This is a genomic window from Flavobacterium oncorhynchi (genome assembly GCF_002217355.1).
Lineage (GTDB): Bacteria > Bacteroidota > Bacteroidia > Flavobacteriales > Flavobacteriaceae > Flavobacterium > Flavobacterium oncorhynchi.
In genome coordinates this window covers 150,218-163,329 of the sequence record NZ_MUHA01000025.1, presented here as the reverse complement: position 1 = coordinate 163,329, position 13,112 = coordinate 150,218, and the positions used below count along the sequence as shown (strand labels likewise).

Here is a 13,112-nt window from a genome sequence, read left to right as displayed (position 1 = left end):
TTAAATGGTTTTATATTTCATCGCCGATATATTTCCAATATTCCAATCCGTATTTTTCTTTCAACAAATAACGTTTCTTAAGATTGTTGGCAATAATTTCAAAATGTTTTTGATTACAAAAACCTAATTTTGTATAGGTCTTAGGTCGTGTATCTCCAAGAGTTTCTTCTTTGTGTAATTTAAAAAGTATTTTTGGTATTCCATTTTCAAAACTAAATACCAATAAATGTTTGTGTCCATCATCTACAGTGTCGGTTGGAATCCAGCCTTCATAAATGGATTGAGTTATAGTAAATTTTTCGAAAACAAACTCATCTGGATTGTCATAGTTGAAAATGCAATCAAATTCTTTATTTAGTTTTAAGTCTGCATAGGTATGCATAGTAAAGATAGTAATTTCGTTTTCATTTCTTTTCCAGCTTATATACTTTTGATAAAACTCATTTTTATTGCGATTTGTAAATCGTTTAATTATTGCATCTTGGGATAATTTAATTCCTTTTTCTGATAGGTATGTGTCGGAAAATAAGAATCGTTCGGTTTTTGGGCAATCTTCTTCATTTCTCATGTGTAGTTTTTTTGTTAAATAAAGATTTTGCGTTTGGTCTAAGATTTCTTGTAAGCTCAAGAGTAGAATAAAAAAAAACTCCTTAATTTCTTAAGGAGTTTATTGGTGGGCGATGAGGGGTTCGAACCCCCGACCCCCTCGGTGTAAACGAGGTGCTCTGAACCAGCTGAGCTAATCGCCCTATTTTACTAGGTTGCTATCGTTTGTGATTGCGAGTGCAAATATACGCTAGTTTTCGAGTTCTGCAAAGGATTTTGAAGAAAAAATAAAACTTTTTTTAAAATAATTTATATCTGTCTGTTTATGAATTTGTTATTAAAATGATTTTTTAAAGTTTTTTGTAGATCAAAAGTATATTTTAACCCAAAGGCAGTTCAGCAACAACAAAAGTGCTTCCGCCAACGTAAATAAAATCATTTTCCGAAGCATTTTTCTTTGCTTCCGCGAAAGCGCTTTCAACAGAATCGTATTTTTCTCCAATTAATTGGTGCTTTTTTGCTTCGCTCTGCAAAATTTCGGTGCTTAATCCTCTTGAAGAATTTGGACTGCAGAAATAATAATGTGCACTTTGAGGAAAAAGCGGTAAAATAGAATCTAGATCTTTATCATTTACAACGCCCAAAACAATATGTAAATTTTGAAAAGTTTCTTTTTTAATCTGGTTCATTACAACCGTTAATCCATGTTTGTTATGTGCCGTGTCGCAAATAATTTTTGGATTCTCGCCAAGCTGCTGCCATCTTCCTTGTAATGCTGTATTTTTAACCACATTCAATAAACCCAATTTTATACTTTCATCTGAAACTTTAAAATCAGTAGTCTCGTTTATAATTTTAATAGTCTGCTGTACCGTTTTTTTATTGTGAAACTGATAATCTCCAATTAAGTCAGACGGGAATACTTCGCTAATTAAATCAGACGCAAAATAAATAGGGGCTTTTTTTTCTTCGGCTTTAGCTAAAAAAACCGGCTGTGTTTCAGTAGTATATTCACCAACAACAACAGGAACATTTGGTTTTATAATACCTGCTTTTTCACCAGCAATTGCCTCAAGAGTATTTCCTAAAAACTGAGTGTGATCTAAACCTATATTTGTAATTACAGAAACTAATGGAGTAATAATATTAGTTGCATCAAGTCTTCCGCCCAGGCCGACTTCAATAATAGCAATATCGACTTTTTCGGATGCAAAATAGTCAAAAGCTAAACCAACAGACATTTCGAAGAAACTCATATCATTGGCTTCAAAGAAACTTTTATGCTTTTCGATAAATTCACACACAAAATTTTCAGAGATTTCTTGACCGTTAATTTTAATACGTTCTCTAAAATCTTTTAAATGCGGCGAAGTATACAAACCAACATTATATCCAGCTTCATGCAAAACCGAAGCCAGCATATGTGATGTTGATCCCTTTCCGTTTGTTCCAGCAACATGAATGCACTTTAGCTGCGTTTCTGGATTACCAAGATGCGCTGCCAGTAATTTGATGTTTGTGAGATCTTCTTTATATGCCGAAGCACCTTGAAGCTGATACATTGGTAATTGATTAAACATCCAGTTTGTAGTCTCTTGATAGTTCATTTTATTTGGATAAAATAGTTGGTAATTGAAATAATTTTCGTTTTTTTTAGTTTAATATTACAATGAAAATTATCTTTAGTGCAAAATTGAAATATTTTTTAGAATTAATTATTAAAAACAAGAATTAAAATATGTTTAGCCTCATTCAATTACAAACAGATACCATTGCAAACGCATCTAACGTAGTTATCGAAAAAATTGCTCCAAATACCGAAATTTCCGTTTTAGGTTTTATCTTAAAAGGAGGTTTCTTCCTAATTCCAATCGCACTTTTATTATTTTATACTATTTACATCATTTTTGAGCGTTATATGTATATCAGTAAAGCTTCAAAAATTGATAGTCGATTAATGCAGGATGTTGGTGATAAATTGAATGCAGGAAATATCGAATTGGCTAGAACAATTGTAGAAAGAAGTAATACTGCTGCAGGAAATATTTTGAAAGAAGGAGTTCTGGTTATTGGAAGACCAATTGCCGAAATCGAATCAAATATGGATCGCGCTGCCGATATTGAAATTGGTGAAATGGAGCGTCGTTTAGGTCATCTTGGACTTATTGCAGGTATTGCGCCAACACTTGGATTTATTGGAACAATTTCGGGAGTTATTAAAATTTTCTACAGTATCTCAGTAACTGAAAATATAAGTATTGGAAACATTTCTGGAGGTTTGTACGAGAAAATGATCAGCTCGGGATCAGGATTAATTGTTGGAATTATTGCGTATAGTGCTTATCATTTATTGAATGGAAAAATTGATGATTTTGCCTTGAAAATTCAGAAACAAATATTAGAGTTTGTAAACATAATTCAAAGAGCATAAGGTATGTCTATTAAGAGAAAAAGAAGATTTCATGCTGAGGTTGCAACTTCATCGCTGAGTGATATTATGTTTTTCCTGCTGTTGTTTTTCTTAATTATTTCAACACTTGCAAATCCTAATGTTATCAAGATGACTTTGCCAAAAGCCAAGGCAAACGAAAAAACAAATAAACAATTAATCAGTTTGTCTGTTACCGAAGATAAAAAGTTCTACATAGATAAAGAACCCGTGGACTTTGAGAATCTAGAAACAAGTTTAATGACAAAAATAGGAGCAGACAAGGAGCAAACGGTTGTAGTTCGCATCCCTTTTAATTTGCAGGTTCAAGATTTAGTAGATGTTTTGCAAATAGGAGTAAAGAACAATTTGAAGTTTGTAATTGCTACTAGTCCGAAGTAAAATGTAATACGCAGTTTTGTCATTTCGACTGAAAAGGAGAAATCACACCAAAAATTCTGCAAAGTCTATCTTCAATCTTTGTCGATTAACGAGTGTGATTTCTCCTTCGTCGAAATGACAAACTGGACGAAAAAAAAAGGCTTTCTGAAATATTTCAGAAAGCCTTTTTTATGATAACACATTTAGTGTAAATCCGTGAAATCCGTGGTTTTTAATTCAAACTGAAATTATAAATAATTTTTCCAACTTGTTTTACTGGTGCATCATTATCAGATTCCCATTTTGTATTCATTGCAGCAATTCGTGCTTGATCAAGTAAACATTTCGCTGTATTGGTTGTACCTTTAATTCCTGCAGTTGCGCTTATTGTTTTTCCGTTTTGATCCACACTTACTTCAACAACAACTTTTCCTTCTTCGTTGCAAGTATATTTTGGTGCAGGTTTAGATAAAGCTTTTCTGTTTCCAAGAGAATAACCTGATCCTCCTCCAGAGCCGCCGCCGCTTCCTGCTCCGTAACCGCTTCCGGTTCCTATGCCGTTTCCAGTTCCGTTACCGCCTCCAGTTCCTCCGCCAGAACCACCAGTTCCGTAATATCCATTTGATCCCAAACTTCCGCCTGCTTTTCCTTTGTTTCCGGCAACTTTATCATCACCGTCACCGCCTTTATTAGATCCTTTTAAAATACTTGATAAGGCATCATTTGTAGAATTTGAAACTTTTGGTTTTTCAGGTGCTGGTTTTTGTATTGGTTTTTCAACAGGAACAGGTTTCTTAGGTTTTTCTTTTGTCGGAATAATAACATCTGCTTTATCAGATACCGAGTTTTCCTGAGTAATAATAGCTTCTTCTTCTGGAGTTGCTTTTGCGGGTGCCTGTTTTACATTATTTTTTACCTCAAGAACCTCGCTTTTGTAATTAGCGCCAGAACCCAAATCGCTGTCGCCAAAATTTACAGTAACACCGCCTCCGCCTCCGCCGCTGGCAAGAGCAACATTGTTATCTGGATTATAAGGAGGCCAAAAACGTATGAAAAACAGTAATATTAAAATTACCGCATATATAGCTGTCGTAAAGAGTAAGGATTTCTTTTGATCTGAAGAAATAGTGAAACTCATTTTAATTCTGAATTTTGAAATGTATAATTTTAAAAACGTTTAAAAGTAGTAAAAATTGTTTAGAATGAAAGAGAGAATTTAACCGCAATCCCGATAGCGATCCGGGAGCTAAGGTTTTATGCAAGGAATACAAATGTTTTTTTAAACATTGTTTAAAAACGTACTGTTTGTCATTTCGACGAAGGAGAAATCTCACTCGTAAATCTACAACAGAATCTCCAATCTTTGTCGAGCTTCTAGTGCGATTTCTCCTTCGTCGAAATGACATAAAATGAGAGAAAGCTTTGTGAACTTTACGGTTAGATCTAAAAAAAAACGAGCTAAGTAATTTAGCCCGTTTTAGAAATAAAGTATAAAATGAGATTATACTAATTGTTTCAATGCAATTTCAAAAGCCGTTGCACTAATATTTGTTTTAGACGAATTTAAAGCGTGAGCTTTTACAATTGCATTTTTTATAGTTTCAGAAGTATCGTTAAAGATAGCTTCATCTGTCATTTGAACTTTTTTCTCCATGAAATAAGCAAAAACTCTTGCCATTCCACAGTTTGAAATAAAATCCGGAATCAAACTTACTTTATGATCCACTTGTTCCATAATTGATCCGAAGAAAATTTCTTTGTCGGCAAAAGGAACGTTTGCACCGCATGAAATAACTTCAAGTCCGTTTGAAATTAAACTATCAATTTGATTTTGAGTAACCAATCTTGAAGCCGCACAAGGTGTAAAAATTTCAGCACCAATTGTCCAGATTTTAGAGTTGATTTCTTCAAACGGAATCATATTGTCGGCAACTAATTTATTTCCGTCTTTATTTAAAAATAAAGTTCTGATTTCTTCAAAAGAAAAACCATCTTCTTTGATTAGTCCGCCGTCGCGATCAATAATTCCAATTACTTTTGCGCCCATTTCGGCTAAATAAAAAGCAGCTGCAGAACCAACATTTCCAAAACCTTGTACAATTGCTTTTTTACCTTTTATTTCTCCGCCATAAGTTGCATAAAAATGACGAACAGCTTCAGCAACGCCAAAACCAGTAATCATATCGGCAACAGTATATTTTCTAGTTACGTCTGGTGAGAATTTTGGGTTTTCGATAACCTTGATAACACCTTGACGTAATTGCCCGATTCTATTAATTTTATCTGCTTCTGTTGGTTTAAAATGACCATTGAAAACGCCTTCTTGCGGATGCCAAACGCCACATTCTTCAGTCATTGGAATTACTTCATGAATTTCATCAACATTTAAATCGCCTCCAGTTCCGTAATAACTTTTTAATAAAGGAGAAACGGCTTTATACCAGCGTTGTAAAACTCCTTTTTTGCGAGGATCATTTGGATCAAAATTTATTCCAGATTTTGCACCTCCAATAGCAGGACCAGAAACAGAGAATTTTACTTCCATTGTTTTAGCCAATGACAAAACTTCGTTCATATCTAAGCCTTTTCTCATTCTAGTTCCTCCGCCGGCAGCTCCGCCTCGCAGTGAGTTAATCACGGTCCATCCTTCAGCTTCTGTTTCAGAATCTTTCCAGTTAAAAACAATTTCAGGTGCTTTATTTTCAAATTGCTGTAATAAATCTTTCATTTTGTTGAGATATGTTTAGTTTGCGTAAAAGTATAAAATAGAATAATGCGAATAATGTATTTTGCTTCAAATTTATTAAAACAAAAAAGAAAGCCGAAAACTATAAGGTTTTCGGCTTTCGAATATGGTAAAGAATTAAGAATTATATTCCTAATAAGTGCTTTTTTAAAGTTTCGTCAACCGGCTTGTCTGAAAGCCAAATGCCAAATAATGCTTTTTTGAAATCAAATCCTTGAATTTTTCCTTTTAAAACTTCGTTTTTATAAACATTGATTGTTTGGTCAAGAGGATTATAAAACAAAATGAATACATCTTTTTCTGTAATGGCATCACTTAAGTATGTTTTAAACTGCTCAATTCGAGGACGTAATTGTTCAAGATTGCTTCCTGCAGATTTTTCGAATCCAGTATTCATTGCTTTTGTTAATTTATTAGAAGAAACCATTGATGAGGTAATTTCAATTCTAATAGCCATCTCAGTATCACTGTCAATAATAAATTGTGGATCTTGGCTTAATTGCGATAAGTACAAAGCCTGCACATAAACTTCCAACCACATTTTTGATCTTCCGCCGGCACCGTTAAGCTGCAAGGATTTGCTTTGAAATTCTATTTTTCTTGGAACAGTAACACCATTTACTTCTAATTGAGTTTGTGCCGAAACTGTAGAAAATTGCAGACTTAAAAGGAGTGTAAGCAATAGTAAAATCTTTTTCATATTCTATCAATTATATATTTTTTGAGCAAAAATAATGTTAATTTATCAAAATTTTACGTTCTGTTAAGATCTTTTTTTCTGAGATTTTTTGCGTATTGTTTTAGAAATCAAATTAGTAGGACTAGTTTTACGTGAATTTGTGTCTTTTATAAGTAATAGGTCTTTTTTAGAGTAAGAATTGTGCTTAGAATTTAAATTTGCTTATTTTTTATCTGCATTTTTAATCTTAAAATTTAGAAAAAAAGCTGCATGATTATTGTTACTTGGTCAAAAAAGCTAAATATTAACGAAAACGTTATCGTAAATATTGCTGATCTCTCAATTTTATATGCGCGCATTGTAAATTTCACATTTAAAATTTATCTTTGAAAGCCTTTTTGTGTAAAAAATAAGGACTTCAAGAAAAACAAAAAAACAAACCGGCCACAGTGCATTGTCATTTGATGGTAAAAAAACAATAATTAAAAAAACTATGGATTTTAATCTTACCGAAGAACATTTAATGATTCAGCAAGCAGCAAGAGATTTCGCTCAGAATGAATTGTTACCAGGAGTTATTGAACGTGATGAAAAACAAATTTTTCCAACTGAACAAGTTAAGAAAATGGGTGAACTTGGATTCATGGGAATGATGGTTGATCCTAAATATGGCGGAAGCGGACTTGATGCGATTTCGTACGTACTTGCAATGGAAGAAATTTCGAAAGTTGATGCTTCAGCTTCTGTAGTAATGTCGGTAAATAATTCTTTAGTTTGCTGGGGATTACAAGAATTTGGAACAGAAGAACAAAAACAAAAATATTTGCCAGGTTTGGCTTCAGGTCAAATTCATGGTGCTTTTTGTTTAAGTGAACCAGAAGCTGGAAGTGATGCAACTTCGCAAAAAACTACAGCTGTTGATATGGGAGACCATTATGTGGTAAACGGAACAAAAAACTGGATTACAAACGGAAATACAGCATCTGTATATTTAGTTATTGCTCAAACGCATCCAGAATTAAAGCACAAAGGAATTAATGCTTTGATTATGACTAAAGATATGCCAGGTTTCTCAATTGGACCAAAAGAACAAAAAATGGGAATTCGTGGTTCAGATACACACTCTTTGATGTTTAGTGATGTAAAAGTTCCAAAAGAAAATAGAATTGGTGAAGATGGTTTCGGATTTAAATTTGCAATGAAAACACTTGCAGGAGGACGTATTGGTATTGCTTCTCAAGCATTAGGTATTGCTTCTGGAGCTTACGAATTGGCTTTGAAATATTCTAAAGAGCGTAAAGCTTTTGGAACAGAAATTTGCAATCATCAGGCAATTGCTTTCAAATTGGCAGATATGGCAGTTAATATCGAAGCAGCTCGTCATTTATGTATGAAAGCAGCTTGGGATAAAGATCAGCATAAAAATTATGATGTAAGCGGTGCAATGGCAAAATTATTTGCTTCGCAGGTTGCAATGGATACTGCGGTCGAGGCTGTTCAAATTCACGGCGGAAATGGTTATGTAAAAGAATACCATGTTGAACGTTTTATGCGTGATGCAAAAATCACTCAAATTTATGAGGGAACTTCTGAAATTCAGAAAATTGTAATTTCAAGATCAGTTATCGCAGGATAATAGATTTATAATATTTTCAGTAAAACCCTTTCAGGCTTCTTGGTCTGAAAGGGTTTTCTTTTTTAATTGGTTATCTTTACTAAAAGAAAGTTTTTTATGTACGAAGATTTAAAATATTGGTATTTGCGAGATCATAAACTGTTTCGAACTTTGAGTTATGCTCAAATCAAGCAGTTGTGCATTATTACCGGTTTTAAAAAAGCATCAAAAGGCGAAATTATTTATTTCTCGACTTCAGATCTGCCGCGTATATTTTTACTTAAGAAAGGCAATATTAAAATTGTTGCTGTTGATGATGAGGGTAATGAGACCATAAAAGACATTATTCAGAAAGGTGATTTATTTGGCGAATTGACTTTGGAATCGGATGATAAAAATGAAGAATATGCAAAAGTCCTTTCAGACGATGTGACAATTTGCAGTTTTTTAATGTCTGACTTTGAGGACTTATTGCTTAAAAATCCCAAGCTGGCACTTTCGTATACAAAATTTGTAGGCTTGAAAATGAAACGAGTAAAAAACAGCTACGCCAATTTAATTTCTAAAGATGCAAAAACAAGGTTGTATCAGTTTCTAAAAAACTGGGCAGAGCAAGAAGGCAGTAAAAATGGGAATGTTGTTACGATCGAAAATTATCTGACACAAAATGATATTGCACAAATTATTTGTACTTCTAGGCAGACCGCCACACATTTATTGAATGAAATGGAATCTAATAATTTATTAAGTTATAACAGAAAAGAAATTATAATTCAGGATATCACCAAAATATAACTATTTTAAGCTAAGTGTAAATTAGCTGACATTTTGCTTTTTCAGACTAAAGTAATTTTACAATATCAAATAAGATGTAAAATTAAAAATTATGAAAAAGTTCTTTTTTATGGTGCTGGCAATTGTAATTTCAGCTGTTAATGCTCAAAATACTGTTCCTAAAACAGCATTAGATATCGCTCCTTTATTAATAGGAGAAAAAATACCAAACGCTACTTTAAAAACATCTGAAAATACAGATGTGAAAATTTCGGATTTACTTAAAAAGAAAAAAACAGTTTTAGTTTTTTATCGCGGTGGCTGGTGTCCGTATTGTAATATGCATTTGCAGGCATTGGCTGAAGCCGAAAAAGAAATACTGGATTTAGGATACCAAATCGCAGCAGTCAGCTCTGACGCACCTAAAAATTTAAAATCAACAGAGGAAAAAGATAAGGTAAAGTATACACTGCTTTCTGACTCTAAAGGAGAGCTTATAAATGCGATGGGAATTGCATTTCAAGTCCCGGAAAATTATAAATCAGTAATTAATGCAAATTCTAATGGAGATAACAAAAGTTTTCTGCCAGTTCCGTCTGTATTTATTGTCAATGAAGAAGGCGAGATTTTATTCGAATATATTTCTCCAAATTTCAAACATCGCATATCAAATGAATTGCTTGTTTCGGTACTGAAAACTTTTAAATAAAGGAAAATGAAAAAGACAGCAATACTACTATTGATTTTAGTTTCGAGTATTTCATTTGCTCAAAACGACACAAGGCGAGTGGATCAGTTTAATCTCAAAAATAAAATCGCAATTCAAGGTTATGATCCTATTGGGTATTTTAATGAAGGAAAAGCAATTAAAGGAAAAAATGATTTGGCAGTTTCTTATCAAGGAGTTGTCTATAAATTTTCATCAATGCAAAATAAAGAAGCATTCTTGAAAAACCCTTCCAAATATGAACCTCAATATGGCGGATGGTGTGCTTATGCGATGGGAAGCAGCGGAGAAAAGGTTGAAATAAATCCTGAAACTTTTAAAATTGTTGAAGGCAGACTTTACTTGTTTTACAACGCCTATTTTAATAATACATTAAAAAGCTGGAACAAAGACCAAACGAGTTTGATGGCCAAAGCGGATAATAATTGGAGAAAAATAAATAAATAAAAATGTGATGAAACTGGAAAAAATAACATGGGTTTTAAGAATTATTGCAGCAGCAATTTTACTGCAGACACTATTTTTTAAATTCGGAGCAGCAGCAGAAAGTATTTATATTTTTTCGACCTTAGGGGTAGAGCCTTACGGAAGAATTGGCTCTGGAATTGCAGAGTTATTTGTCGTAATTTTAATTCTAGTTCCCAAAACAACATTTATTGGTGCTTTGGGCGGATGCATAATTATGATTGCGGCGATTTTATCACATTTATTTATACTAGGCATAGAAGTGCAAAATGACAACGGTTTTCTTTTTATGCTCGCCATTATTACTTTATTATGTTGTGCAGGGTTAATTTACTTTAATAAAAAGCAGAATATTTAATTTTCTAAAATGTAAAAACTATGTTATTAAAATCGATACACAACAGTTTAGACGAATTAATTTATCTCTTAGATCAACTTTCAGATAAAGAATATTCTAAATCTTGCGTCGCTTTAAGTGATGCAACAATTGGTGAGCATACTAGGCACATTATCGAAATGTTTCAGTGTCTTGAAAATGGTTATGATTGTGGTGTTTTGAATTATGATAATCGTGAAAGAAACAACAAAATTCAAACCCAAACCGCATTTGCCAAGGAATCACTTATTGAAATAAAATCAAGATTGAAAAGCGAAAACAAAATCATTTACTTAGAACAGAAAAGTGAGGAGCAGGCTCTTAGTATTCAGAGCACTTATTACCGAGAATTACTTTATAATTTAGAACATTGCATTCATCATCAAGCTTTAATAAAAGTGGCTGCTTTACAATTTGAGAATATTTTGATTGATGAAAATTTTGGAGTAGCCCGTTCAACTATTGAATATAGAAAACAATGTGCACAGTAAGTTATGTAAATAATAATGGAGTTGTGATAATAACTTCAAATCGAGACGAGAAGGTGATTCGGCCAGAAGCAATTTCACCTAGAAATTATTACCACAATGGTAAAAATGTCACCTACCCAAAAGATTCTAAAGCTGGAGGAACTTGGTTTGCTGTAGATGAATACGGAACTGTTTTAGTACTCCTAAACGGAGGGCTTAAAAAACATATTTCTTCGTTTGCTTATCGGAAAAGCAGGGGATTAATTGCGTTGGAGATTATATCTAACGAATCACCAAAGGATTTTTGGAAACTGATTGATCTTGAAAACATAGAACCGTTTACCTTGATTTTGTGTCAGCAGCAAAAATTATACGAATTGATTTGGGATGGTTTGAAGAAAAGAACAACTCAATTAAATGAATTGCAAAATTACATTTGGTCATCTGCAACTTTATATTCATATCAAATTAGAAAAGAAAGAGCTTCTTGGTTTTTTGATTTTTTGGGTAATAAAAATCAAGTTTCGGCTTCAGAAATTTTTGGTTTTCATCGTTATACGAAGCGTGATGATTCTAGAAATGGTTTGATTATCAATAGAGAAAATACAATAAAAACGCTGAGTGTAACACAAGTGATAATCATAAAAAATAAAGGAACAATAAGGTATTGTGATTTGGTAAACGCACAAGATTTTTCAACCTCTTTTATAAGTATTTAAAAAACATAAAGATGAAACTCTTTTTTCATAAAATTACAAATTGGGAGTATTGGCCGTTTCAGGTTTTGTACTTTCCCATCTATTTTCTTTGGGCCTATTATGCAATTAAAGCAAGATCTGTTTTCTTCTTTAATGCCTCAAATCCTAGAATTAAAAATGGTGGCTTTTTGATGGAAAGCAAAAAGAGGATTTATGATTCACTTCCTAAAAAGCATTATCCCAAAACAATTTTAATTAAGGAAAATACAGATTTAAAAAAGATTGTAAGTACTATAATCGAACATGAAGTTTGTTTTCCTTTAATTGCCAAACCAGACATTGGTCTTCGTGGTTCTGGAGTAAAATTGATTAAAACAGTTTCAGAATTGAAAAGATATGCCGACAAAGCAAACTTTGATTTTTTAATTCAAGATTTAATTCCATTTAAAAATGAAGTTGGAGTGTTTTATGTACGTTATCCATCACAAAAGAAGGGAAAAATAACTGGAATTGTTTCTAAAGAATTTTTGAATGTTATAGGCGATGGAGTTTCGACGATTGAAGAATTGATATATAAAACGCCAAGATTTCAGATTCAGTTTGAAGTTTTAAAAGAAGAATATGGCGAGCAGTTGCAGCGCATTTTACAAAATGGAGAAGTCGCAAATTTAGTTCCGTTTGGAAATCATGCGCGAGGAGCTAAATTTCTTGACGGAAGTGATTTAATCACTCCAAAATTAACCGAAATGATTAATGAAATAGCAGCTCAGATTCCAGAGTTTTATTATGGACGTTTTGATATCATGTACAACACATTTGAAGAATTAGAGAAAGGTGAAAAATTTCAAATAGTAGAACTTAACGGAGCTGCAAGTGAGCCAACTCATATTTACGATCCCAAACATTCTGTTTGGTTTGCCTGGAGAGAACTTGCCAAGCATATTACCTATATGTACGAAATAAGTGCTCAGAATCATAAAATGGGAGTTCCATATTTAGATTATAAAGTTGGAATGCAAGAATATAAACTTCATGTACTTCAAAACAATAAGATCGTAAATTTTTGAAATCCATCTGAATTTATATTTACTTAACAGAAAGTAGATTGCAATTGAAAAAAAGTTAAAATAGTAGTATATTGCAGGAACTTTGACAGCTGTTTTTTGAAACGCTTATTTGATTATAATTTTACAAGTTGATTTTCAAA

15 protein-coding genes and 1 tRNA gene are annotated in these 13,112 nt (G+C 32.7%); 10 read left to right on the top strand and 6 right to left on the bottom strand.

All coding sequences use genetic code 11. The features are described 5' to 3' along the window. Positions 1 to 10: 10 nt before the first annotated feature. The 3 genes from B0A75_RS16610 to B0A75_RS16600 form a co-directional block, all read right to left on the bottom strand. The gene (locus B0A75_RS16610; protein ID WP_089055382.1) at positions 11 to 568 is read right to left on the bottom strand and encodes a hypothetical protein; all 558 of its coding nucleotides are present in this window, start codon (positions 566 to 568) and stop codon (positions 11 to 13) included. 103 nt (positions 569 to 671) lie between these two features. After that, a tRNA-Val gene (locus B0A75_RS16605) sits at positions 672 to 749 on the bottom strand. Positions 750 to 926: 177 nt separating this feature from the next. Beyond that, on the bottom strand, positions 927 to 2,153 hold the full coding sequence (locus B0A75_RS16600) for a bifunctional folylpolyglutamate synthase/dihydrofolate synthase (RefSeq protein ID WP_089055381.1): 1,227 nt from the start codon (positions 2,151 to 2,153) through the stop codon (positions 927 to 929). A gap of 131 nt (positions 2,154 to 2,284) precedes the next feature. On the opposite strand from B0A75_RS16600, the gene B0A75_RS16595 reads away from it, so the two are divergent. Together B0A75_RS16595 and B0A75_RS16590 are read left to right on the top strand one after the other, a co-directional pair. Beyond that, positions 2,285 to 2,977: a MotA/TolQ/ExbB proton channel family protein gene (locus B0A75_RS16595; protein ID WP_089055380.1), complete on the top strand. Its 693-nt coding sequence runs from the start codon at positions 2,285 to 2,287 to the stop codon at positions 2,975 to 2,977. Positions 2,978 to 2,980: 3 nt separating this feature from the next. Continuing rightward, positions 2,981 to 3,376 (top strand): ExbD/TolR family protein, encoded by a 396-nt coding sequence (locus tag B0A75_RS16590; RefSeq protein WP_089055379.1) that lies wholly within the window; start codon positions 2,981 to 2,983, stop codon positions 3,374 to 3,376. Positions 3,377 to 3,587: 211 nt separating this feature from the next. Here the strand turns inward: B0A75_RS16590 and B0A75_RS16585 are convergent, their stop codons facing one another. From B0A75_RS16585 to B0A75_RS16575, 3 genes are all read right to left on the bottom strand, one after another. After that, positions 3,588 to 4,493, bottom strand: coding sequence for a hypothetical protein (locus tag B0A75_RS16585; protein WP_089055378.1), 906 nt, complete (start codon positions 4,491 to 4,493; stop codon positions 3,588 to 3,590). A gap of 363 nt (positions 4,494 to 4,856) precedes the next feature. Then, positions 4,857 to 6,083, bottom strand: coding sequence for a Glu/Leu/Phe/Val dehydrogenase dimerization domain-containing protein (locus B0A75_RS16580; protein ID WP_089055377.1), 1,227 nt, complete (start codon positions 6,081 to 6,083; stop codon positions 4,857 to 4,859). Positions 6,084 to 6,225: 142 nt separating this feature from the next. Continuing rightward, complete coding sequence (locus B0A75_RS16575; protein WP_089055376.1) at positions 6,226 to 6,801, bottom strand: chalcone isomerase family protein; 576 nt, start codon at positions 6,799 to 6,801, stop codon at positions 6,226 to 6,228. Positions 6,802 to 7,273: 472 nt separating this feature from the next. Between B0A75_RS16575 and B0A75_RS16570 the strand changes: the two genes are divergently transcribed. The 8 genes from B0A75_RS16570 to B0A75_RS16535 all read left to right on the top strand — a co-directional run bounded on the left by B0A75_RS16570 (position 7,274) and on the right by B0A75_RS16535 (position 12,972). Continuing rightward, a complete protein-coding gene (locus B0A75_RS16570) occupies positions 7,274 to 8,416 on the top strand; it encodes an acyl-CoA dehydrogenase (protein ID WP_089055375.1) in 1,143 nt (380 codons plus the stop codon). A gap of 96 nt (positions 8,417 to 8,512) precedes the next feature. Continuing rightward, complete coding sequence (locus B0A75_RS16565; protein ID WP_089055374.1) at positions 8,513 to 9,190, top strand: Crp/Fnr family transcriptional regulator; 678 nt, start codon at positions 8,513 to 8,515, stop codon at positions 9,188 to 9,190. 91 nt (positions 9,191 to 9,281) lie between these two features. Continuing rightward, complete coding sequence (locus B0A75_RS16560) at positions 9,282 to 9,878, top strand: peroxiredoxin-like family protein (RefSeq protein ID WP_089055373.1); 597 nt, start codon at positions 9,282 to 9,284, stop codon at positions 9,876 to 9,878. Between the two features lie 6 nt (positions 9,879 to 9,884). Next, positions 9,885 to 10,343, top strand: coding sequence for a YHS domain-containing (seleno)protein (locus B0A75_RS16555; RefSeq protein ID WP_089055372.1), 459 nt, complete (start codon positions 9,885 to 9,887; stop codon positions 10,341 to 10,343). A 7-nt stretch (positions 10,344 to 10,350) separates the two neighbouring features. Continuing rightward, on the top strand, positions 10,351 to 10,719 hold the full coding sequence (locus B0A75_RS16550; protein ID WP_089055371.1) for a DoxX family protein: 369 nt from the start codon (positions 10,351 to 10,353) through the stop codon (positions 10,717 to 10,719). A gap of 20 nt (positions 10,720 to 10,739) precedes the next feature. Then, positions 10,740 to 11,228: a hypothetical protein gene (locus tag B0A75_RS16545; protein WP_089055370.1), complete on the top strand. Its 489-nt coding sequence runs from the start codon at positions 10,740 to 10,742 to the stop codon at positions 11,226 to 11,228. Continuing rightward, on the top strand, positions 11,216 to 11,926 hold the full coding sequence (locus B0A75_RS16540; protein ID WP_089055369.1) for an NRDE family protein: 711 nt from the start codon (positions 11,216 to 11,218) through the stop codon (positions 11,924 to 11,926). The genes B0A75_RS16545 and B0A75_RS16540 overlap by 13 nt, the downstream gene beginning before the upstream one ends. Before the next feature lie 11 nt (positions 11,927 to 11,937). Beyond that, entirely contained in the window at positions 11,938 to 12,972 is a 1,035-nt protein-coding gene (locus tag B0A75_RS16535) for an ATP-grasp domain-containing protein (RefSeq protein ID WP_089055368.1), read from the top strand. The last annotated feature ends 140 nt before the right edge of the window (positions 12,973 to 13,112 follow it).